The sequence below is a fragment of the Ornithinibacillus caprae genome (assembly GCF_009728145.1).
Lineage (GTDB): Bacteria > Bacillota > Bacilli > Bacillales > Amphibacillaceae > Ornithinibacillus > Ornithinibacillus caprae.
Genome location: NZ_WOCA01000011.1, coordinates 107,411 through 128,646 on the forward strand (window position 1 = coordinate 107,411; position 21,236 = coordinate 128,646).

Consider the following 21,236-nt stretch of genomic DNA (forward strand, 5'->3'; position numbering starts at 1 on the left):
TCTAAATAAAAAGACCTAAAACGTTATTTCCTATGTTAAAATATAATTTGTGTGTATTTTTTATGTGAAAGGAATTTTTACATCATGGGAAAATTAATGCATAGGTTAAACAAAACAACCAAAGAGTATATGTATATTCTAATTGGAGCTACTTTAGTAGCGTTATCTTATAATATATTTTTATTACCTTCTAAGCTAGCCGCGGGAGGGATTTCAGGGATAAGTACAATATTATTTGAACTGTACGAAATGAGTCCTGCTTTTACACAATTTATGATAAATGTACCAATTTTTATAATTGGTTGGATTGCGATGGGAAAAGATTTTAGTGGGAAAACATTAGTTGGTACATTTTGGGTTCCTTTTGTTATTGGATTAACTGCAAATATCCCATATACGATAACCAATCCCATTCTAGGTGCAATCTATGGTGGGATTGTTCTTGGAGTTGGTCTTGGAATTGTCTATAAAGGTAACGGTTCAACTGGTGGTACAGCAGCGATTGCTCAAATAGTTAAGAGATTTACTGGTATATCCAGTGGATATTCTCAGCTAATCGTCGATGGAATCGTTGTAATTGGTTCAATTATTGTTTTTAATCTCGAGTTAACGTTATTTGCACTTATGACTATTTATATTAGTAGTAAAGCAATTGATGTTGTTCAATTACGTACATCTTCTTCAAAATTAATACTAATCATTACAGAGAATGAAGAAAAAATTCAAACGCTTATTCGTGACGGAATTGATCGTGGTTTAACCAAAATACGTTCTGTTGGTGGCTATTCCAATAAAGATAAGACGATGATTTTATGCGTCGCAGAACAACAAGAAGCAGTACACCTAAAAAAAATACTCCAACAAGAGGAACCAGATTCATTTGTTGTATTTATTAATGCATCTGAAATTCTAGGAAGAGGATTTTCATTGGATAAATACTATGGTCAAAAACTTTAAAGATAAATCGCACCTAAGTGGGTGCGATTTTTTTATTTGGTAGTTAACGTCGATCGCCACCTAACAGATCGAATAAACCGCCAGCGACACTACCCTCTCCTTTAGAAACATCTTTTTCAGGTGCAGCTGCAAATACTCTGCTGGCCAGTCTACTGAAAGGTAAAGATTGAATCCATACGCTACCTGGTCCACGTAGCGTAGCAAAAAATAGACCCTCACCGCCAAATAGAGCTGTTTTAACACCACCAACATACTCAATGTTGTAGTCAATATCACCCGTCATGGCTACTAGACAGCCTGTGTCAACTCGTATGGTTTCACCAACACCAAGCTCTCGTTTATGAATTGTGCCTCCAGCATGTACAAAAGACATTCCATCTCCTTCAAGCTTTTGCATAATAAATCCTTCTCCACCAAAAAAACCAGTACCAATTTTTCGCTGAAATTCAATTCCAACAGAAACTCCTTTTGCTGCAGCTAAAAACGCATCTTTTTGGCAGATCAATTTACCGTTAATTTCGCTTAAGTCCATTGGAATTATTTTTCCTGGATAGGGAGAAGCAAACGATACGTGCTTTTTGCCTGAACCTTCATTGGTAAAAGCGGTCATAAATAGACTTTCCCCAGTAAGTACACGTTTTCCTGCCCCAAGTAGTTTTCCCATAAGTCCTCCGCTTTGGTTAGAACCATCTCCAAAAATGGTTTCCATACGAATATGTTCATCCATCATCATAAGGCTCCCTGCTTCAGCTATAACTGTTTCCTCAGGGTCAAGCTCTACTTCTACAAATTGCATGTCGTCACCATAAAGTTTGTAGTCAATCTCATGATTATTCAATTTTCTCAATCCTCTCACTCGTTTTCTAATAGTACGAATAAGGTTTCCGAAAAGATTCATGTTAATTATATATAGTTCCAAATAATTATTCGCTTTTCTCCATAGAATAATAAGGAGAATAAATATGTTCTTATAAAGGAGGAAATTTGATGGCGTTAAATATTACCCAAAAACTGATCAAGGATCACCTTGTCTCAGGGGAGATGACACCTGGTCGAGAAATTGGGTTGAAAATTGACCAGACGTTGACCCAGGATGCAACCGGTACGTTGGTGATGCTTGAGTTAGAAGCTATGGAATTGGATAGAGCGAGAACAGAAGCATCAGCCCAATATGTGGACCATAATCTCATTCAGGAGGATAGTAAAAATCCTGATGATCACTTATTCCTACATAGTGCTACAAGGAGGTTTGGTCTATACCATAGCCGCCCCGGTAATGGTGTAAGTCATCCTGTGCATATGCAACGATTGGCTAAGCCGGGTAAAACGCTACTTGGATCAGATAGCCATACTTGTGCAAATGGCTGTATGGGTATGTTAGCAATGGGGGCTGGCGGAATTGATGTGGCAATGGCTATCGCTGGTGAACCATTCTATGTAAAGATGCCTAAGGTTTGGGGAATTAAGTTAACTGGAGAGCTTCCTGATTGGGTAAGTGCAAAGGATGTTATCTTAGAACTTCTACGTCGCCATGATGTAAAAGGTGGCGTTGGAAAAGTTATTGAATATTATGGGCCAGGGTTAGAATCCTTAAGTGCAATGGATCGTCATGTAATTGCAAATATGGGAGCAGAGCTTGGTGCGACTGGAACTGTTTTTCCTTCCGATAAGGAGATTAAACGTTTCTTGAAAGAGCAAGGACGTGAAGATGACTGGATAGAGCTGGTTCCAGATGACGGTGCTACGTATGACATTAATGAGGAGTTAAATTTATCAGAGATTGAACCAATGATAGCTAAACCTTCTAGTCCAGGTAATGTTGTTCCTGTTAGTGAAGTAGCGGGTACCCCTATCTATCAATCCTATGTTGGTTCTTCTGCTAATCCAGGATACCGTGATTTTGCAATCGCAGCTGAAATTGTAAAAGGAAAGCATATTGCACATGGAGTTTCATTTGATATTAATCCGACTTCTAGGCAAATGCTAACCGATCTTGTTAAGGAGAGTCATATTGCTAGCTTGCTTTCAGCTGGAGCACGGTTACATCAAGCTGGGTGTAATGGATGTATTGGAATGGGGCAAGCGCCAGCATCAGGTAGAAATAGTTTACGGACAACGCCACGAAATTTCCCAGGAAGATCTGGTACGAGAGAAGATAGTGTTTTTCTATGTAGTCCAGAAACAGCTGCAGCATCTGCTTTAACTGGGAAAATAACAGATCCTAGAACATTAGATATGAAATATCCAAAAGTAAACGATCCGAAGAATCCTACTATTGATGTTAATTTGTTAGATGAGCCATTACCATATGAGGAAGCAAAAAATGTAAAACTGGAAAAAGGACCAAATATTGCATCGATTCCTGAAATGGATGAAATGCCAGATCATATTGAAATACCTATTCTTCTTAAAATGGGTGACAATATATCTACCGATGAAATACTAGCAGGTGGGGCACGTGTGCTTCCTTATCGTAGTAATCTACCTGAAATTAGTAAGTTTACCTTCGAAATTATTGATGAAACGTATTATCAAAGAGGAAAAGATACGGTAGATAAAGGTGGGCATGCGGTTGTAGCTGGTTTCAACTATGGTCAGGGGTCAAGTAGAGAGCATGCAGCACTTGCACCTCGATATCTTGGTTTACGAGTAGCTTTGGTAAAGGATTTTGCCCGAATCCATTGGCAAAACCTAGTAAATTTTGGAGTATTACCTTTAACATTTGTAAATGAAGAAGACTTTGACTTACTGGAACAAGGAGATGTGCTCGAAGCTACTGGTCTTAGGGAAAAAATAAAACAGGGAACAGAATTTAATATGAGTGTGAAGGGTAAAAATCAAGAAATTAAAGTAAGACACGCATTATCCGAACGCCAAATTGACATTATGTTAAAAGGCGGAATCATTAATTGGGTGAAAGACAGAAGAGTTAAATCTTAATCGTAAGGAGGATTAATTCATGGTTGATGGAAAACAAAGGTGTAAGGCTTGTGATGGTAGTGGTATTTTAGCTGACCAAGAAGGATGGCAATATCGATGCAGTGTTTGTAACGGAGATGGAATATATAACCAAAGTGACGCTGCAACCACTTCACGTGTAATGGATGTAGATGAAAACAATCGATTGTTAGACTGACTTATAAATGGGTGTTCCTATAGGGACACCTTTTGTTTTTTATGTAGGTTTTAGGGTAGCGAGGGCATCGGCTGCAAGATCGGGAGGGAGGCGCGGTAGAATATCGGACACAGGAGCGTGAATATCGGACACAGGGGGGTGAACATCGGACACTTGCGGTAGAACATCGGACACAGAAGCGTGAACATCGGACACGGGAGCGGAAACATCGGACACAGAAGCGTGAACATCGGACACGAGAGCGTGAACATCGGACACGGGAGCGGAAACATCGGACACGAGAGCGTGGACATCGGACACGAGAGTGTGGACATCGGACACGAGTGCGTGAACATCGGACACGAGAGCGGAAACATCGGACACGGGAGCGGAACATCGGACACAGGAGCGGAACATCGGACACAGGAGCGGAACATCGGACACAGAAGCAGGAGCTTCAAAAAAATAAAAGTAAAGGATGCCCATAATAAGGGCACCCTTTACTAATTAGTGTGGCATGTTACCTTGGAGTGGTGCAAAGCTGTTCATATAATTTTGCATATCCTGTTGTTTTAATTGAGGAACCTGATAATATTGGTTTTTATTTTGATACAAGAATACTTCATAAGCCATCTCGATTAAGTTTGGAATACTATCCTGAAATACTCTTCGCATAACTGGGTTTGTTGACTCGAGAGCAGCCATTGTAAATGATGATGCAGCAGATTTTAAGCAACCCATCATAAAGCTAGAAATACATTGATCATTTAACTCGTTTACGGTTTGTGCAGGAGTTTTTGGTTGTGATGGTTGCATGCCATACACCACATCATTGCTTTGTGTCATGTTATAAGTTTGAGTTGGAACAGTTGGTTCCTGACCGGTTTTTAATGTTTCCACTAATGTATTATAAAGCTGATTCAAAAATGTTTTATGCTGTTGAAGCATCGTTTTTAATTCTGGATCCTGTACATGTTGATCGTATAACAGGTACTGTTCCATTCCACCTACTAATCCACTAATTGCTTCATGCGCATCAAATAGCTCATGACCACCATGACTTTGCTGTGCAGGCATTTGAGAAGAATCCTGCATATTTTGTTGTTGATTATTCACTTGATTACCTCCTAGTTAATGTTAGTCATAAATATTTTTATCCTAAGTACATAAATTATGCATCAGGAACATCCTAAAACTTTCCATTACTTTGTAATTTATTTCACAAAATTCTTTAGTAATATTATGTGTCATTGTATAATTATAAGCAGTTAATTACATAAGGTTAAAGGGAGAGGGCTATGTCTGGTAAAGAGATTAATAAAAGTCATGTGAAAGATGATGAAAATATAGAGGTTTGGGAAGATCTAGTTCATATTAAAGATTTAGTTTTAAGTCTTATCATATGTAGTATTACTACTTTAGGAGCTTACTTGATTGCTCCAAATGAACCACCGAAACCACTTATATATGGTTTGGTAGGAGCTGTGATTGGTTTTGTGATTAGTAGTATTGCCATTAAACCGAAACGAACATTTCAATACGTGGAAGAGGAGGAATAAACCATGGAATTAGATTTATTATTAATTCTTCAAATGGTATTAGCCTCCTTAGTGGGAACCGTGTTATACACAATTATTGGTATTGCACCAGGTACGGATGAGACTGCTGTATTAGCTCCTGTTACGATGGTTTTGGTATTAACTGGGTTTGAACCAATTGTCATTTTAACATTTTTTATATCTGCTATTATTGCAAAAAAGTTAACAGACTCGATACCGGTTGCCATAGCTGGTATTCCTGGAGGAGTTATGTCAGCTCCGATGGTAGAGCATGCCATGATATTGAAAAAGCATGGTATGCCAGAAGTAAGTATACGGAAAATGGCATCCGGTTCTGTAATAGGTACTATTATTGCAGTACCGCTAAGTTTACTGTTAGCTAACTTTCTTCTCCCGTTTGGTGACACGTTATCACAATATGCAAATCAAGTATTCCTAGGTGGAGCAATTTTTCTAGCTTTAATGACTAAAAATCGTTGGTTTGCCCTTTTATCGATAATTCCCTTTGCATTTCTAATACAAGGATTACGGCAATTATACTGGGAGATTGGAGTTGTTCCTGAGGGTACAACTGTATTTACATCATTTTTCTTAGGTATTACGTTAGGACCGGTTATTTTAAAATTAGTAGAATTACTAAGTAGAAAAGTAAGGGAACGACTACCTAAATATGGTATTAAGGAAATTAAACTAATAAAAAGAAAAGCAGAAAAAGGGTTCCCGAATCCTTTTAAAATATTAGATAAAAAAGAAGTTGGAACTTCTTCACTAGCATCATTTTTAGGTGTGTTAACCTTTTTTATGAGTCCGGTTGGTATGACAATTTTCCTTGGGGAAACATTAACAAGTAAAATAAAGGATCCTGTGAAACGGGCTGCAAGAGCTGTTTCTAGTATGGATGGTTTAACAAATGCCGGTTATATTGCTGGAACACTCATTCCACTAATTGCGATTGGACTACCTTTATCGCCAACAGCAATTGGGCCAGGTGGAGCACTTTTCAATGCACCTCCAGTATTTACACCGGATCATAATATCCATCATTTGCTGTCAATGGGAGAGTTTGTTTTAGCAACCATCATTGGTGCAGTTGTGGCAATTAGTATTACGTTTTATATTACGATTAAATATGCGCAACAAATATGTGCTTTTGTATTTAAATATGTCCCACACGAAGCAATGCTTGGCCTGTTCATTGGTCTAGTGTTAATGCTTTCATATATGGATGCAGGAGTTATTAATATACTTGGTGTCCTTCTTGTTGGGTTGGTAGCAGGATTTTTACATCGAAAAGGAGTTAACTACGGGGTGCAGTTTATGACACTATATGCAGCACCTTGGCTTGTATCGCTATTCTTTTAGAAAATGAATATCTATCTAAACACATGACAGTTCATCGTTACTTGTCATGTGTTTTTAAATCGGAGTACAATTTAGTTAATGGATCTTTATATCTCGCATAAATATAGTAGTAAATACGAAGAAACGGAGAGATGATATGGCAGCCGAATGGGAAAAAATTGGGGACTCACTTTCAAAAATTACTATCTATTCCAATCCCAATAACGAACCTGTAACAATAAGTGGTGATACAGATGGACTGCATTGTATTGGAATAGGTACAGATGCAGCTGTGTTCCAATCACCATCTGCTCCAGCTTATGCATTCAAACTTTTTGCAGAAGACAAATTATACAAGATTAAAATTGAACAAAAGATTTATAAGATGATCGGAGATTCTCCATTTTTTCCTACATGCTTTTCTGCAAAGGATAAATACCTTGTTTTAAGCTATGAAGATGGCGTAACTCTCTTTGATTGCCTATTACAAGGTATTCATATACCAAAACAGGTGATACAAGATGTGGAGGATGCTAGAAAATATGTACGTCAAAAAGGGTTGAATCCCCGTGATATGCATTTGAAAAATATTTTACTTCAAGACAATCGAGCGAAAATAATTGATGTTACGGAGTATATACAACCAGGGAATGATTTTCGGTGGGAACATTTAAAAGAAGCATATGAAGAGTATTACCATATCATTGCTGGGAAGTCAGTTCCATTTTGGTTATTAGATACAATTCGAAAATGGTATAACAAGAGGGATGCTTATTTTTCTTCCTATGATGATTTTGTAAATTTTGTTTTGAGATTTATTCCATTCAAAAAATGAGGTTCTATTACGGAGTATAGGATTAATAGTTAGTATGCTATCATGGAAATAGTTACTTTAGTACAAAGGAGGAATTCATATGCAATCCAAAGAACCAATACAACTAGATGATCGGATTTATTTAATAGATGGTTTTGATCTAGGGGTAGCAGACCGAACTGGCTCTTATATCATAATGGAAGAGGAACTCACTATCATTGAAACGGGACCAAGTCCTTCAGTAAAACATATTAAAAATGGATTAGATGCTTTAGGGCTCTCCTTAGATCAAGTAAAGTATATTATCGTAACACATATTCATTTGGATCACGCTGGGGGTACGGGGTTGTTATTGCAGCAATGTCCAAATGCTAAAGTGGTTGTTCACCCTAAAGGAGAGCGTCATTTAATAAATCCGAGAAAACTAGCAGCAGGAGCTAGAGCAATTTATGGGGATAGTTTTTCCGAACTATTCGAACCGATTATTCCAGTCCCAGAAGATAGGTTATTGGTAAAAGGAGAAGGTGACACACTCCGGGTAGGCTCTACTTGTACATTAGAATTTTTAGATACACCAGGACATGCTAGACATCATTTTAGTATTTATGATCCGATTAGTAATGGAATGTTTACTGGAGATACAGTAGGTGTTCGATATGAACATTTAATACGTGAAGGTATTGATTTATTTTTACCATCAACCTCCCCGAATCATTTCGATCCAAATGCCATGCATGATTCGATTAAAAGAATGCTAGATAAACATTTAGATAGAATTTACTATGGGCATTTTGGGATGACGAAAAAAACAACCAAGGCATTAATACAGGTGGCTGAATGGTTAGATATCTTTGTCGAAGAAGGAGAACAAGTAGTTGCAGAAGGAAAGGGGTATGATGAGCTTTCTACAAGACTGTTAAATCGTGTGAAGGCATATTTACATGATTTCGGTGTTAGTGATGATCACGATGTATATATATTAATTAATCTAGATATGCAAGTATGTGCCTTAGGCATTATTGATTACTTTCAAAAGATAAAACAGTAACGAGGAAAAGTGCTTATATTAACATAAATATAGGCACTTTTTATCACCTTGTTTCCTTATATCAAACTTTAAATATCTTCTTCTGTCCTCATGAACGTCAACAAAACAAATAGTACAAAGCTGAAAAGTAAAATAGTTCCTCCGACAATAAAGAAAACGGTAGTAAAGGAATTAGGAAATTGAAATGGATTTAAAAAGTAAAACCACATACCAGTTGTTAATCCAACCGTACCGATTATAGCGGTCCAAACATGAAATGCTGCAAGAATTTTGTTGGAGGGAGTAAATATTTTGTAATATACTGCCCATGCAAATAGTGTTAACCAGCCGACAACGAGAATATGCGCATGAACGGATTTAAATGCATAACCACCAGCACCAGCCATATGTGACCCTAAAAACACTCCGATTAACGCAAAGATGGCAGAAAATCGTAATAATATTTTGCTATAGGAATTCACGTATATTACCTCCTTTTAATGTTTTGGTTCTTCTAAACTTAACATAATTGGACAATGGTCGCTTCCTAATACGTCTGCATGTACCTGTGAGTCTTTTAAATAGTTTTCTAGTCGATTAGATACTATAAAATAATCAATCCGCCAGCCTATATTTCTCTCTCGAACTGTTTTCATGTAAGACCACCACGTATATATTCCTTCTGTTTTGGGATGAAAATAACGTAATGTATCTATGAATCCAGTTTCTAGCAATCTAGTCATTTTTCCACGTTCTTCTTTTGTAAAACCAGAGTTACCGTGGTTCGTTTTATAATTTTTTAAATCTATTTCCTGGTGAGCAACATTTAAATCTCCACATAAGACAACTGGTTTCTTAGCATCTAAAGCTTTGATGTGATCAAGGAACATGTCTTCCCAATTTAATCTAATATCAAGACGTGCTAAATCTCGTTGTGAGTTTGGGGTGTATACATTTACTAAATAGAAGCCTTCATATTCTAAAGTTAGAATTCGACCTTCTGGTTGGCTAGTATCATTTCCTAAACCATAGCTCACAGATAATGGTTTTTTCTTTGTAAAAACAGCAGTACCGGAGTATCCTTTTCGCTCTGCATAATTCCAGTATTGATGATAGCCTTCTAATTCTAGTTGGATTTGACCTTCTTGTAATTTTGTTTCCTGTACACAGAAAATATCTGCATTTATTCGATGAAAATATTCTAAAAAACCTTTTCGCACACAAGCGCGAAGTCCGTTTACATTCCAAGACACGAGTTTCATAGGTGTTAATTCCCCTTCATTGGTAGATTGGAAAGGATAAACTTTCCTATCTTGCATAAGTGCAACTTGGCATTCACCATAAAGGCTTGGCGAATACCAAGTTTTCTAATATAGCTATTTGTCCAATATATTTTAACATAATATTTTTTTCTTGTTGACACTCATAGTGTATTAAGTCTATAATACACCATAGATAGTGTATTAACTGGTTAGTACATATTTTTTTGCGTTTGCTGTATTAATCGATTAATACAGTTGTAGTTTGAAATACACCATGAAATATAGGAGTTGTGGGTATGAATGTGAATTTTAATAATCGTGATCCTGTTTATATACAGGTTATACGCCATTTTAAAGAACAAATTGCCACAGGTAGTCTAGAACCGGGAGAAGAAATATCGTCACGTCGAGAGTTAGCAAATAAATTAAAGATTAATCCGAATACAGCGCAACGTGCGTATAAGGAAATGGAGGAACAACGCTTGATTTATACCGAAAGAAATTTACCAAGTCGGATAACAAAAGATGAACAGGTTTTGAAGGCTGTTAGAGAAGAATTGATATTACAAGCAGTAGATTCATTTATTACTTCCGTTCGTTCCATCAATGTTCCATTAGAAGAAGTGTTAGATTTAGTAAAAGAAAATTATGAAAAGCATTGTGATGAATAGGGGGGACTTTCATGATAGAGGTAAAAGGTGTTACGAAAAAATTTGGTCGTAAACAAGTACTAAAAGGGATTTCCTTTACAGCTGAAAAAGGTGAGATAACTTGTTTAATAGGTATAAATGGTGTTGGTAAAACAACGATCATGAATGCCATTATGGCACTTACACCAATTAATAATGGGCAAATATTAATCAATGGAGAAGAAATACACAAAGGTAGCTATGAAAAAATTACATTTATACCTGATGCGATTACCATGCTTCCACAAATGAAAATTTCGGATGCAATGCAGTTTATGGATGATTTTTATGACTGTTGGAATCAAAAACGTGCTGATGAAATGCTTGGCTTTTTTAAATTGGATAAAAATGAACGGATTTCTAGTCTTTCCAAAGGTAATACGGCAAAAGTAAATCTTTTATTAGGATTAGCAATGGATGTGGATTATGTACTGATGGATGAGCCATTTTCAGGGATTGATATCTTTAGCCGAGAGCAAATTGCTGAGGTATTTACTAGTCACTTAATTGAAGATCGTGGCGTTATTATTACAACACATGAAATTAATGATATTGAGCATCTAATTGATAAAGCAATTTTATTAAATGAAGGTGTTGTGTTAAAAGAATTTAATACGGAAGAAATTCGTGAAAATGAAGGTAAGTCAGTTATTGATGTGATGAGAGAGGTGTATCAGTCATGAGCAGATATTTAAAATTAGTTGATTTTGAAATCAAACGATTTCTTAAGATATATCTTGTTTTAGTTGGAGTTACAATTGTTTCTCAACTACTGGGTGTCATCTTTACATCGAAAAATTATTTAAATTTAGCCAATGAAATGATGTATAAAGAAATGCTCTCTAAGGAGACATTTTTACAACAATATGGTTCATTTTCTTTTCTTCAAGTGACGCAAACCACTTGGTTTGTGGGACCAATTGCTTTATGTATTGTTACACTATTGATTTATGTGTTCTTCATCTGGTACCGTGATTGGTTTGGCAAGAATACCTTTATTTATCGATTATTAATGTTACCTACTGCCAGGTTAAATGTGTATCTTGCAAAAGCAACAACCATCTTTTTATTCGTGCTAGGTTTGGTTTCTATTCAGCTAATATTACTCCCAATAGAGAATAATATTTTACAGTTGATAATACCTACAGATTTAAGAACGGATTTAGCAACTGCGGAGATTATTAATTCATTTTATTATTTAGCCATACTTTTTCCATATTCGTTTACTGAATTCTTGATTTATTATGGATTGGGATTTATGGCAGTATTTGTTGTCTTTACATCGATTCTATTTGAACGGAGTTTTCGATTGAAAGGTGTCGTTTTAGGGGTATTATACGGAGGTTTTTCATTACTAATATTATTTTCCCCAGTACTAATTGATGGATTAATATTGGTGAATTTCTTCTATCCATTAGAAATATTTTTACTTAGCTGCTTAATGGCTGTGATTGTAACTGCCATGTCAATTTGGCTTAGTAATTATCTATTAAAGAATAAGATAAGGGTGTGATTGGAGATGAATATAAAACGATATTGGCAGTCGATTCTAATTATTATTGTTATTTTAGTTACAATTAGCACCTACTATTTACAATCTAGCTTTGCAAGTGACTATCTCCCTCAATTTACATTTACTAAAATTAGCGGAGATGAGAGTCATATAGATGGAATTACGATTACTGCTGATTATACAGAACAATCCTTAGCAGGGATGTACGATCGTATTGTAATAGAGAAGGATCATGCATCATTTACTAGTGATTTATCCTTTATTGAAAGATTGGATCATTACGATGATCGGATTAAAAATTACCGAAAAGAGTATCGAAGTTTTATGCGAGGAAAACTGGGGATCTATTCTTTCTATGAGGATGAGAAATCATTAGCTTATGCAGACGTTAAATGGGTCTATGGTGATTATGTGCAACCAGATAATGGATCGTTTGTTATAGACGTATTAGATAAGGAGACAGAGCAAGTAATAACCTCTTTTCAATATGATGTACCAAACGTAGAGGATTTTCACTGGGTTTCAGTAGAGGACGTTCAGTTAGTAGATCGAAAGCTTAACATTACTACGAGAAACCATCCAAAAAATTACGAAGAAGAGATGGAAATACATGTGTATACATTCGATTTAGATAATCAAGAATTGATATCCGATCAGGAACTTCTATCCATTCCAAGCACAAATGAAGGTCAAGGTTGGACAGACGTGGTCAATTTAAATGAAACGGATAATGTAGAACCAAACAACTATCTTGTTTTAAAAAAGATGGTAATGGAAGAAGTAAGAGTACCAGAGGAAGAGTATGGAGAATATAATGAAAGATCTTTTTATGAAGCGGATGAGGTTCCATATGGTATGGAGGTAAAAGAAAATCAATTATTCGCTTATAACTATGAAACGAATGAGATAGAAGAAATATCACTCCCTGAAGAACTTCAAGTTTTAATGGATGCCGCTACCATTAGACCGTATAATGATGAGATTTACTTTATAACTTCTTCAGAAGATGGTTTAGAAGTAACTTCCTATCATATTGGAAGTCAAGAAATAGGGACTAAACAAACGTTTGATCTAGCTATTACACCCGAGTTAAATCCTTTTATAAAGATTAACAATGGAAAAATGTATGTTGTTGCTACCAATCAAGGAGATAATCTGCAGCAGAAAGAAACAAATATCTTAGTTACCGATATTCATTCAGGTGAAACCTTATATGAAGGGAAACTAGAAATAAAGGATCCAAATTCAAACCAATCGGACTATGAGCTATATATATATGAAATAAATATGAAAGACTAATGGGGGATACGTTTTGATAAAGGTTAAACAACTAAGTCATCATTTTGAACTAGGAAAGAAAGAGAATAAAACGACTCTACCTGTTTTAAAAGATATATCTTTGCAGGTAGAAGCGGGAGAGATTGTATCAATAGTTGGAAAGAGTGGGTCGGGGAAGTCTACTTTATTAAACTTGATTAGTGGTTTTATTAAACCTACTGAAGGCGATATTTGGATAAAAGATCAGAAAGTAACAGATTTCTCAGAAGCTAAATTTGCTGATTTTCGTTTGAATCAAATGGGATTTATTTTTCAAAGTTTTCAATTGATCCCTAGTATGACGGCTTACCAAAATATTGAGCTTCCTTTAATTTTAAAGGGGGAAAGTGAGATAGATAGAAAACAGAAAACAATAGCTATGCTAGAAAAGGTAGGTTTAGAAGAGTTTAAGGATCATTACCCTAGCGAATTGTCTGGTGGACAACAGCAACGTGTTAGTATCGGTAGAGCATTAGTTTTAGAGCCACCATTAATCCTTGCTGATGAGCCAACTGGTAGTCTCGATAGTGAGACAGAAGCAGATCTCTTAACGTTTATTCAGAAGTTAAATAAAGAATTAGGTGTTACATTTTTAATTATTACTCATGATGAAGAGGTTGCACATATTGGCCATCGTTCGATCACAATTAGTGATGGCCAACTCATAGAGGGGAGTGACTCTCTATGAAAATAAAAGATCAGTTTCGATTTATTAGACAAAACATTAAAAAGAATAGAGTAAGAACATCTATGACCATATTAGCGACTGCAATGGGATGTGCTTTTCTAATCGTTCTTGCATCGGTTGGATATGGGTTACAGGAGACGGTGGTAAAGGATACATTAGAGGAACAGGTAGTAACGAAAATTGATGTTTATGGTCATGAAAGTGAAGGCAATTACCGTCCGTTATCCATGGAAGATGTAGAATACTTAGAATCGGTTGAAGGAGTTAAAGCTGTCACTAGACGAAATCAACTACGCCAAATTCCAACGTATTCAATCGATGAATATGACGCAGAAGCGATGGCCTATTCGACTCATTTCCCTTCCGAGGTTGAGTCGGGATTAGAGCTTAGTGGAGGGCGATTACCTGAAAATATAAATGAAGTTGTGGTCGGGTATCACTTTGTAAAACATTTAGTCAAAGATATGGACAATGCAGATATTTATGACGAAGAAAGTGGAGAAATTAAAAGTGAATATTTGTACCAGGATGATTTAATTGGGAAAACAATGGACATGAAGGTAAGAAAAGATGTAGAAGGTGAAGAAATTTACGAAACAATGTCCTTAACAATTGTAGGTGTCTTAGAAAAACCTACAAGAGAGTGGATGCAAGATAGTAATGTTTACATTTCTCAGGAGATTTATGCCAAAGTGGAAGAGTTTACAGGTACACCAGGTGGAGAATTAGGAATTGACCCTGAGAACATAAATGAAGTAGATACCTCTAACACCTTTGATGATGTAAAAGTTTATGCAACAAATTTAGAAGCGGTTCAAGGGGTTTCAGATGAATTGGAAGAAAAAAATTATGCAATCTATTCCGTTGTTAGTGAAATGAAACAGATTAACATGTTGTTTACGATTGCTAAAGCTGGTTTGATATTAGTTGGTACCATTGCAATAATTATCGCATCAATTGGTATATATAACACGATGACGATGGCGGTGACTGAACGTGCACCAGATATTGGGATCATGAAGGCAATTGGAGCAAATCCAAAAACGATTAAACAAATTTTTCTTTTAGAAAGTAGTTATATTGGAATAATTGGAGCTATTGTTGGTACGATTGTTGCCTATTTAATTAGTCTTCTGGTGAATTTAGGACTCCCAATAATTATTGAGATGGCATTTCAGGATGAACTGCCAGAGGGATTACAGTTTTCTGCAATACCGTTAACGCTTGTTCTGATTGCTGTTGGAATATGTTTATTCGTTACTATACTATCAGGGATGCGTCCAGCTAAACGGGCTACTCAAATTGATGTATTAAAAGCGATGCGACGAGAAATATAAATTTAAAAAAAATATGTGATTCTCTCTTAATTATCAACGATCTCATAATAAAACCCGAAACTACTATAGTTTTGGGTTTTATTAAATTTAAGCTGCTGATAGAGGTGTTGTTGGAGATAGACATTGAATTGTGCAGAAACAGTGTAAATCAACTGTAATACAGATGCCTGTTTCAACTAAGTTACCTGTATTAGGTGGAACAATTACATCACATGCATCCTTCTTTATAGGGAGATGTGGTAATTTTCAGTTGCTTCTTCAAATTCTAGGAGCTCTAGTACAGCACAGCAATCTTTATCAATTTTCTTTGCACGGAAGACAGCAGTTTCTACGCATTCAAACAAATTGTTATCTCTTATCCCGGTTGCCACAAAGAGGTCACAGTCTCCTTTGCAATAAAGTAAAAATGGAATCGTTGTATCTACTGGGCCGTTTACGGGGGAAAGTAACTGGTCGATAGATTGTTTACACCCTGTAGTACAGCAATTATCGTTAGTGACAACAGCTACTTCATCTTGTGCTTTTACAATTTTCCGAACTACATCACATACGCAGTCTCCTTGTCTACTACGTGAACAACTCATAGAAAAAACCTCTCTTTCTTTATATATTTATTAATACATTATAATCTATGTAGGAATTCTCACTATGGTTGTTTAGTAGTCAATATTCTAGTAAAAATGAGCAAGTTGTCCATGCTCAAATAAAATTTATGTGAATACGCTGATAACGTGCCAACACTGTTTAGACAGCTATTCATAAAGATACAGTAGATCTACATTATTAGTAGATTTAATTCCACAACTCATGAAATCTTGAACTAGTTTTACTAGCTCCTTTTACATAAAAAGTGAGTACATAAAAGGACTAATAGTTTATAATATTAATAAGATAGTCACGTTGTTTGTTGTATTCTTTCTATATAGATCATCTGTCATCTAAAAGCACAGATGGTCAGGATAAAGGAGAAGATGAATGCTAAAGTAAGTTTTAGGAAGGGGATATTTTGTGGAAGGTCTTCAGCGATTAATCGATAGTATCGATTATATTGAAAAGAATTTGACATCAGATATAGAAATTGAACATATAGCAAAAGTTGCGTGTATGTCTAAATTTCATTATCAACGCACGTTCCATATTCTTACCGGTGTTACTGTAGCAGAGTATATTCGAAAACGAAGACTTACATTTGCTGCACAAGAATTAAATCAAACCAATCAAAGAGTAATCGATATCGCTTTAAAGTATGGCTACGAGACTCCAGAGTCTTTTTCAAAAGCCTTTAGAAAAGTACACGGTTTAAGTCCGTCTGCAGCAAAAAATCGAGGACAACCACTGAAGGCATTCTCGAGACTTTCCTTTCAAATTCAAATAAAGGGTGATGTGGAGATGGATTATAAGATTATAGAAAAGGATGCATTTCGGATCGTGGGTAAGGGGATACGGGTCACTACTAGAGAAGGGGAAAATTTGCGTAAAATCCCTGAATTTTGGGAGGAAACAAAAAGAAGTAAGTTTGGTATGGATTTGGCAAACTTAAGTGGTTCGATGGGAGTGCTTGGGGTATGCCTAGATTTTGATCAGCAACAGGAAGAATTCACTTATTTTGTCGCTATTGAAGAAACAGAGCAGGCTCCTGAAGAATGGGAGGCCAAAGAGATTACTGCTTCAACATGGGCAGTATTTGAAGCGGTTGGGGCTCTTCCTCATTCTATTCAAAATGTTTGGCAACGAATATTCTCTGAGTGGTTCCCGTCAACAGGATACGAACATTCCGATGCTCCAGAAATAGAGGTATATCCAATAGAAGGAAATGTGAATGATGAGGATCATCGCTGTGAGGTTTGGATTCCAATTATGAACAAGTAGGTACGGTTATAAAGGAGTGATTACAACCACTGTAATCACTCCTTATGCTGTTACAGGACCTAAGTATTTTAAACCGATAAATATAATTGTAATAATAAAAAGTAATAAGTATTTATGTTTTAAAATAGAAAACGGTGATAGCATGGAATGTTTTTTTTCAGTAGATTCTTCTATTGTGTAGATTACTAGTAAAAAAATCATCGTAATAAAAAAGGATAGAAGTTTAATGGTTGCCTCAGAGCTAGTCATCATAATCATTTCACCTAGCATGGCACCCATCATTCCTCCCATTAAGCCAGCTAAACTACCATCAATTACTGCACTTATATGGAATGGTATACCAGCAATAAATCCAATGGATAGTCCAATTAAGATGGAATAAATCGTAGAAACATATAAGTTACCATGTAACATGGCGCCTAAAATAGTTCCAATTAATAAACCCACGCCCATTCCCAATGCCATTGCTAGTACCATTCCATGCATCCTTGAAATGGAATGATGATTTCGAAATATTAACCAAAGAATAGCTATTACCTCTATACTACATAGTCCTAAAATGACAAGTAGAGAAATTGTCATGGCTTCAGCTCCAACATATAATTATTCATTATCCACTATAAATGTATTCCATCTTACGAAAGAATATGAACAAGCTATATCGAATATTTTTCTTAGTTGCTACTATTAAAAACAAGCTAATTTATGCTATTTTAAATGTATGGTTATATTTATCGTTTCAAACAATCAATGAGTAGAAGAGTAACGGAAGTTTCACTAAGAAAGGAAGTTTATAATGAAGAAAAAAGTTGGCATTATCTTCGGTGGGAAATCTGCCGAACATGAGGTTTCTCTTCAGTCAGCAAAAAATATTGTGGATGCAATTGATAAAGAGAAATATGAAGTAGTCCTTATTGGTATAGATAAAGAGGGAAAATGGCACTTAAATGACCAATCTTCCTATTTATTAAATGCAGAAAATCCAAAGTTAATTCAATTAAATAAATCAAATGATAATATCGCTATTGTACCAGGTTCAACCGATAACCAATTGATCCATGCCGGAAATGCTGTGAATTTAGATCAGCTAGATGTAGTTTTTCCAATTGTACATGGAACATTAGGAGAAGACGGTAGCCTTCAAGGTATGTTACGAATTGCTAATTTACCATTCGTTGGACCTAGTGTATTAGGTTCCTCCATTTGTATGGATAAAGATATTGCAAAGAGACTATTACAAGGTGCAGGAATAAATGTAGCTAAGGGCTTTACGTTTTCGAAAGTAAAACGGCCTAAAATTAACTATGAAGATATAAAACAATACTTAGGAACACCAATGTTTATTAAACCAGCAAACCAAGGATCTTCTGTTGGGGTAAGTAAAGTTACAACGGAAGAAGAGTTTGAGAAGGCTGTAGATTCGGCTTTTCAATATGATAATAAAATTGTCATTGAGGAAACGGTTATTGGACGTGAAATCGAGTGTTCTGTACTTGGTAATGAAGATCCCATGGCATCTGTCCCGGGAGAAATCCTACCTCAAACAGAGTTCTATTCCTATGAGTCTAAGTACATTGATGAAAAAGGTGCAGAACTTGCTATTCCAGCTGAATTATCTGATGAAATGATTAAAAAAGTTCAAGAAACAGCTATAAAGGCATTTGAAACACTGCAGTGTGAAGGGTTAGCTCGTGTAGACTTTTTCCTTACTGCAGAGGGGGAGTTATACGTAAACGAAGTAAATACTTTACCTGGCTTTACAAAGATTAGTATGTATCCTAAGCTTTGGGAAATAAGTGGAATAGCTTATTCAGAATTAATTAGTAAGTTAATTGAACTAGCGATTGAACGTCATCAACGGGATAATGATTTGAAAAATACAGTATGGGATTAACAAGAAGAACACCAAGTGTTTCGCACTTGGTGTTCTTTTTATCCTTTATAAGTAGAAAATTTAGTAGAAACAGAAACACGATCTTTTTTGATTGGCTCTTCATCAAAGTAGCCCATGTGGATAAACCCTACAATTTTCTCATGTTCACCAACATCTAATATATCTTTTACTTTTGGGTCATATATGTGTGGATTTGTTTTCCAAACTACACCTAGCTTCTGCTCCCAAGCAAGTAACCAAAAATTTTGAATCATACAGGAGACCGCTCCATAATTTTCATCCCATTGTTTTTGATTGTCAGGCTCGTCCATCACAACAATGAGAATGGCATTCGGTTCATTTAAATATGCTTCTCTATTTTCTTGTTTTTCCTCTGGATATGTTGCTGCTACTTTCTTGGCAAAATTCGGCTTTTGGTCTTGTCCAATAAATATAAACCTCCATGGTTGGCGCATTCCGTGAGTTGGTGCCCAAATAGCACTATCTAATAGATCCCGAACTACTTCTTCTGTTACTTCTTTATGATTATATCCCTTTTTGACTGAACGTCGGTCACGGATGATTTTTGCTAATTGGGATTGTTGCTTGATCATTTCCATTCAAATTCTACCCCTTTGTTAAGTAATTGATAATGGTTATCAACAATTGTAGATAAAATGAAGCTAAAAAGCAAATTTATGTGTGATTTTTATCACGTTGCTTGTAATGAGGATAGAGTATACTAGTGATAATTCATATAAATAAAGGAGTGGTTCGTGTGCTTGAGGTAAAAACGGAAGGACAAAAAGCAATTATTGATGTACGTGAACGGATTTTAAATGGAGAGCATCCGAGAAATGAAATATTTGATTATGTTAAAACTGCTCCAGTTGGAACTATCTTTGAAATACATCTACCACGCCGAGGACAGCCAGTTATAAATGGTCTTGAAAGCTTCGGGATGAACGTAGTTGTGGATGAGGTTGAAGCAGGTCATTTTCGATTAGTAGCAGTAAAGTTGAAGGAAATTGGAGTAGAGGAATCTCAGAACCTAGCTGACCAATCTTTTAATGATCACTGCTAATCGTCCTACACCTAATGTTGGAGGTATAACCAGTGACATTCTATGAATTTCTCGTATTTGTTCATATTTTTTCAGCTATACTAGGCATGGGGCCAGGCTTTTTTATGATTTTTACAGTATCCAAGGCTACCACAATGACGGAACTCAGACATGCATATTTGATTCGTAATAAATTGCATGTATTTGTTATGGTCGGTGGTACATTATTATTAATAACTGGTTTATGGATGGGGTATTTAAATCCATATATGTTTAAACAAGGGTGGTATATAATTAGTCTATCATTATTTTTAGTAGCCCTAGCATTTGGTCCACTACTATTAGCCCCACGATCAAAACCGATTAAAGAATTACTACAGAATTATCAAGGAGAGCAAATTCCTGATAAGTACTATATACTCTCTAAAAAGTTATTTTTTGTAGAACGACTAGAAAATATAATTTTTCTAATCGTTATTGCTTTAATGATATTAAAGCCTTTTTAAAACAAACACTTTAGTATGTAAAATGTACCCTTTGTAAAGGACTATTTTAAAAAAGACTATGCTACACTGGAAAGGTGATTCCTGTATTGTACAGGGGTCATCTTTTTTAGATTCCATTGATATCTGTAGTTGTTGTAATAAGTCATATAACTCTTAATTTCTCGCTTTAACTCATCTATGGTTTCACAAGGTTTAATATATGCTTCATCTTTAAAATGCCCAAAAAATGATTCTTGTGGGGCGTTATCCCAACAGTTTCCTCGTCTTGACATGGATTGGCCTAAATCATATTTCTTAACCATCCTT

General features: G+C 35.8%; 27 protein-coding genes. 17 read left to right on the forward strand and 10 right to left on the reverse strand.

Going from position 1 to position 21,236, the window contains the following annotated elements:
* The first annotated feature begins 84 nt into the window (after positions 1–84).
* A complete protein-coding gene (locus tag GMD78_RS13950; RefSeq protein ID WP_246187665.1) occupies positions 85–957 on the forward strand; it encodes a YitT family protein in 873 nt (290 codons plus the stop codon).
* 43 nt (positions 958–1,000) lie between these two features.
* Here GMD78_RS13950 and GMD78_RS13955 read toward each other — a convergent pair whose 3' ends face one another.
* Positions 1,001–1,795 carry a TIGR00266 family protein gene (locus GMD78_RS13955; protein WP_155669412.1) on the reverse strand — a complete coding sequence of 265 codons (795 nt, stop codon included), beginning with the start codon at positions 1,793–1,795 and terminating at the stop codon, positions 1,001–1,003.
* A 149-nt stretch (positions 1,796–1,944) separates the two neighbouring features.
* On the opposite strand from GMD78_RS13955, the gene GMD78_RS13960 reads away from it, so the two are divergent.
* Both GMD78_RS13960 and GMD78_RS21400 read left to right on the forward strand, forming a co-directional pair.
* Positions 1,945–3,897 carry an aconitate hydratase gene (locus tag GMD78_RS13960; RefSeq protein WP_155669413.1) on the forward strand — a complete coding sequence of 651 codons (1,953 nt, stop codon included), beginning with the start codon at positions 1,945–1,947 and terminating at the stop codon, positions 3,895–3,897.
* A 19-nt stretch (positions 3,898–3,916) separates the two neighbouring features.
* Entirely contained in the window at positions 3,917–4,093 is a 177-nt protein-coding gene (locus tag GMD78_RS21400) for a hypothetical protein (RefSeq protein WP_196493828.1), read from the forward strand.
* Positions 4,094–4,132: 39 nt separating this feature from the next.
* On the opposite strand, the gene GMD78_RS21405 is transcribed toward GMD78_RS21400, so the two are convergent.
* Together GMD78_RS21405 and GMD78_RS13975 are read right to left on the reverse strand one after the other, a co-directional pair.
* Positions 4,133–4,558, reverse strand: a complete 426-nt coding sequence (locus GMD78_RS21405; protein WP_196493829.1) for a hypothetical protein — start codon at positions 4,556–4,558, stop codon at positions 4,133–4,135.
* 21 nt (positions 4,559–4,579) lie between these two features.
* Positions 4,580–5,188, reverse strand: a complete 609-nt coding sequence (locus GMD78_RS13975) for a spore coat protein (protein WP_343042325.1) — start codon at positions 5,186–5,188, stop codon at positions 4,580–4,582.
* A gap of 182 nt (positions 5,189–5,370) precedes the next feature.
* Here GMD78_RS13975 and GMD78_RS13980 point away from each other — a divergent pair, with 182 nt between their 5' ends.
* The 4 genes from GMD78_RS13980 to GMD78_RS13995 all read left to right on the forward strand — a co-directional run bounded on the left by GMD78_RS13980 (position 5,371) and on the right by GMD78_RS13995 (position 8,834).
* A complete protein-coding gene (locus GMD78_RS13980) occupies positions 5,371–5,631 on the forward strand; it encodes a hypothetical protein (protein ID WP_155669416.1) in 261 nt (86 codons plus the stop codon).
* Positions 5,632–5,634: 3 nt separating this feature from the next.
* A complete protein-coding gene (locus GMD78_RS13985) occupies positions 5,635–6,993 on the forward strand; it encodes a tripartite tricarboxylate transporter permease (RefSeq protein WP_155669417.1) in 1,359 nt (452 codons plus the stop codon).
* Between the two features lie 136 nt (positions 6,994–7,129).
* A complete protein-coding gene (locus GMD78_RS13990) occupies positions 7,130–7,807 on the forward strand; it encodes a serine/threonine protein kinase (protein ID WP_155669418.1) in 678 nt (225 codons plus the stop codon).
* Between the two features lie 79 nt (positions 7,808–7,886).
* The gene (locus tag GMD78_RS13995; protein WP_155669419.1) at positions 7,887–8,834 is read left to right on the forward strand and encodes an MBL fold metallo-hydrolase; all 948 of its coding nucleotides are present in this window, start codon (positions 7,887–7,889) and stop codon (positions 8,832–8,834) included.
* A gap of 68 nt (positions 8,835–8,902) precedes the next feature.
* Here the strand turns inward: GMD78_RS13995 and GMD78_RS14000 are convergent, their stop codons facing one another.
* Positions 8,903–9,295, reverse strand: a complete 393-nt coding sequence (locus tag GMD78_RS14000) for a hypothetical protein (RefSeq protein WP_343042326.1) — start codon at positions 9,293–9,295, stop codon at positions 8,903–8,905.
* Positions 9,296–9,310: 15 nt separating this feature from the next.
* The gene (locus GMD78_RS14005) at positions 9,311–10,075 is read right to left on the reverse strand and encodes an exodeoxyribonuclease III (RefSeq protein WP_155669420.1); all 765 of its coding nucleotides are present in this window, start codon (positions 10,073–10,075) and stop codon (positions 9,311–9,313) included.
* A 296-nt stretch (positions 10,076–10,371) separates the two neighbouring features.
* Between GMD78_RS14005 and GMD78_RS14010 the strand changes: the two genes are divergently transcribed.
* From GMD78_RS14010 to GMD78_RS14035, 6 genes are read left to right on the forward strand one after another with little or no spacing between them, the layout of a single operon-like run.
* Positions 10,372–10,746 (forward strand): GntR family transcriptional regulator, encoded by a 375-nt coding sequence (locus GMD78_RS14010; RefSeq protein WP_155669421.1) that lies wholly within the window; start codon positions 10,372–10,374, stop codon positions 10,744–10,746.
* An 11-nt stretch (positions 10,747–10,757) separates the two neighbouring features.
* Complete coding sequence (locus GMD78_RS14015) at positions 10,758–11,447, forward strand: ABC transporter ATP-binding protein (protein ID WP_155669422.1); 690 nt, start codon at positions 10,758–10,760, stop codon at positions 11,445–11,447.
* Positions 11,444–12,277, forward strand: coding sequence for a hypothetical protein (locus GMD78_RS14020; protein WP_155669423.1), 834 nt, complete (start codon positions 11,444–11,446; stop codon positions 12,275–12,277). Before GMD78_RS14015 ends, GMD78_RS14020 begins: the two co-directional genes overlap by 4 nt.
* Positions 12,278–12,283: 6 nt before the next feature.
* A complete protein-coding gene (locus GMD78_RS14025) occupies positions 12,284–13,576 on the forward strand; it encodes a hypothetical protein (RefSeq protein WP_155669424.1) in 1,293 nt (430 codons plus the stop codon).
* Between the two features lie 13 nt (positions 13,577–13,589).
* Positions 13,590–14,282 carry an ABC transporter ATP-binding protein gene (locus GMD78_RS14030; RefSeq protein ID WP_155669425.1) on the forward strand — a complete coding sequence of 231 codons (693 nt, stop codon included), beginning with the start codon at positions 13,590–13,592 and terminating at the stop codon, positions 14,280–14,282.
* A complete protein-coding gene (locus GMD78_RS14035; RefSeq protein WP_155669426.1) occupies positions 14,279–15,619 on the forward strand; it encodes an ABC transporter permease in 1,341 nt (446 codons plus the stop codon). Before GMD78_RS14030 ends, GMD78_RS14035 begins: the two co-directional genes overlap by 4 nt.
* A gap of 87 nt (positions 15,620–15,706) precedes the next feature.
* On the opposite strand, the gene GMD78_RS21880 is transcribed toward GMD78_RS14035, so the two are convergent.
* Positions 15,707–15,847 carry a CotY/CotZ family spore coat protein gene (locus GMD78_RS21880; RefSeq protein ID WP_343042331.1) on the reverse strand — a complete coding sequence of 47 codons (141 nt, stop codon included), beginning with the start codon at positions 15,845–15,847 and terminating at the stop codon, positions 15,707–15,709.
* Positions 15,844–16,203, reverse strand: a complete 360-nt coding sequence (locus GMD78_RS14045) for a CotY/CotZ family spore coat protein (RefSeq protein ID WP_155669427.1) — start codon at positions 16,201–16,203, stop codon at positions 15,844–15,846. The genes GMD78_RS21880 and GMD78_RS14045 overlap by 4 nt, the downstream gene beginning before the upstream one ends.
* 424 nt (positions 16,204–16,627) lie before the next feature.
* On the opposite strand from GMD78_RS14045, the gene GMD78_RS14050 reads away from it, so the two are divergent.
* A complete protein-coding gene (locus GMD78_RS14050) occupies positions 16,628–17,488 on the forward strand; it encodes an AraC family transcriptional regulator (protein ID WP_343042329.1) in 861 nt (286 codons plus the stop codon).
* Between the two features lie 42 nt (positions 17,489–17,530).
* On the opposite strand, the gene GMD78_RS14055 is transcribed toward GMD78_RS14050, so the two are convergent.
* Positions 17,531–18,070, reverse strand: a complete 540-nt coding sequence (locus tag GMD78_RS14055) for a hypothetical protein (protein WP_155669428.1) — start codon at positions 18,068–18,070, stop codon at positions 17,531–17,533.
* Between the two features lie 214 nt (positions 18,071–18,284).
* Between GMD78_RS14055 and ddlA the strand changes: the two genes are divergently transcribed.
* The gene (ddlA, locus tag GMD78_RS14060) at positions 18,285–19,382 is read left to right on the forward strand and encodes a D-alanine--D-alanine ligase (RefSeq protein ID WP_155669429.1); all 1,098 of its coding nucleotides are present in this window, start codon (positions 18,285–18,287) and stop codon (positions 19,380–19,382) included.
* Positions 19,383–19,420: 38 nt separating this feature from the next.
* Here the strand turns inward: ddlA and GMD78_RS14065 are convergent, their stop codons facing one another.
* Positions 19,421–19,981 (reverse strand): nitroreductase family protein, encoded by a 561-nt coding sequence (locus tag GMD78_RS14065; protein ID WP_155669430.1) that lies wholly within the window; start codon positions 19,979–19,981, stop codon positions 19,421–19,423.
* A 158-nt stretch (positions 19,982–20,139) separates the two neighbouring features.
* Between GMD78_RS14065 and GMD78_RS14070 the strand changes: the two genes are divergently transcribed.
* Together GMD78_RS14070 and GMD78_RS14075 are read left to right on the forward strand one after the other, a co-directional pair.
* A complete protein-coding gene (locus GMD78_RS14070; RefSeq protein ID WP_246187666.1) occupies positions 20,140–20,445 on the forward strand; it encodes an amino acid decarboxylase in 306 nt (101 codons plus the stop codon).
* Between the two features lie 32 nt (positions 20,446–20,477).
* A complete protein-coding gene (locus GMD78_RS14075; protein WP_343042330.1) occupies positions 20,478–20,930 on the forward strand; it encodes a DUF2269 family protein in 453 nt (150 codons plus the stop codon).
* 56 nt (positions 20,931–20,986) lie between these two features.
* On the opposite strand, the gene GMD78_RS14080 is transcribed toward GMD78_RS14075, so the two are convergent.
* Positions 20,987–21,236: IS3 family transposase (locus GMD78_RS14080; protein ID WP_155669431.1), on the reverse strand; the 250-nt coding region annotated here is incomplete at its 5' end.

Coding starts and splice junctions, on each gene's coding strand:
- GMD78_RS14035 (WP_155669426.1), top strand. CDS start 14,279: ATGAAAATAAAAGATCAGTTTCGATTTATTAGACAAAACATTAAAAAG.
- GMD78_RS13960 (WP_155669413.1), top strand. CDS start 1,945: ATGGCGTTAAATATTACCCAAAAACTGATCAAGGATCACCTTGTCTCA.
- GMD78_RS14065 (WP_155669430.1), bottom strand. CDS start 19,981: ATGGAAATGATCAAGCAACAATCCCAATTAGCAAAAATCATCCGTGAC.
- GMD78_RS13950 (WP_246187665.1), top strand. CDS start 85: ATGGGAAAATTAATGCATAGGTTAAACAAAACAACCAAAGAGTATATG.
- GMD78_RS13980 (WP_155669416.1), top strand. CDS start 5,371: ATGTCTGGTAAAGAGATTAATAAAAGTCATGTGAAAGATGATGAAAAT.
- GMD78_RS14025 (WP_155669424.1), top strand. CDS start 12,284: ATGAATATAAAACGATATTGGCAGTCGATTCTAATTATTATTGTTATT.
- GMD78_RS14020 (WP_155669423.1), top strand. CDS start 11,444: ATGAGCAGATATTTAAAATTAGTTGATTTTGAAATCAAACGATTTCTT.
- GMD78_RS14010 (WP_155669421.1), top strand. CDS start 10,372: ATGAATGTGAATTTTAATAATCGTGATCCTGTTTATATACAGGTTATA.
- GMD78_RS13990 (WP_155669418.1), top strand. CDS start 7,130: ATGGCAGCCGAATGGGAAAAAATTGGGGACTCACTTTCAAAAATTACT.
- GMD78_RS14045 (WP_155669427.1), bottom strand. CDS start 16,203: ATGAGTTGTTCACGTAGTAGACAAGGAGACTGCGTATGTGATGTAGTT.
- GMD78_RS21400 (WP_196493828.1), top strand. CDS start 3,917: ATGGTTGATGGAAAACAAAGGTGTAAGGCTTGTGATGGTAGTGGTATT.
- GMD78_RS13995 (WP_155669419.1), top strand. CDS start 7,887: ATGCAATCCAAAGAACCAATACAACTAGATGATCGGATTTATTTAATA.
- GMD78_RS14055 (WP_155669428.1), bottom strand. CDS start 18,070: ATGACAATTTCTCTACTTGTCATTTTAGGACTATGTAGTATAGAGGTA.
- GMD78_RS13985 (WP_155669417.1), top strand. CDS start 5,635: ATGGAATTAGATTTATTATTAATTCTTCAAATGGTATTAGCCTCCTTA.
- GMD78_RS14015 (WP_155669422.1), top strand. CDS start 10,758: ATGATAGAGGTAAAAGGTGTTACGAAAAAATTTGGTCGTAAACAAGTA.
- GMD78_RS14005 (WP_155669420.1), bottom strand. CDS start 10,075: ATGAAACTCGTGTCTTGGAATGTAAACGGACTTCGCGCTTGTGTGCGA.
- ddlA (WP_155669429.1), top strand. CDS start 18,285: ATGAAGAAAAAAGTTGGCATTATCTTCGGTGGGAAATCTGCCGAACAT.
- GMD78_RS21405 (WP_196493829.1), bottom strand. CDS start 4,558: ATGGGCATCCTTTACTTTTATTTTTTTGAAGCTCCTGCTTCTGTGTCC.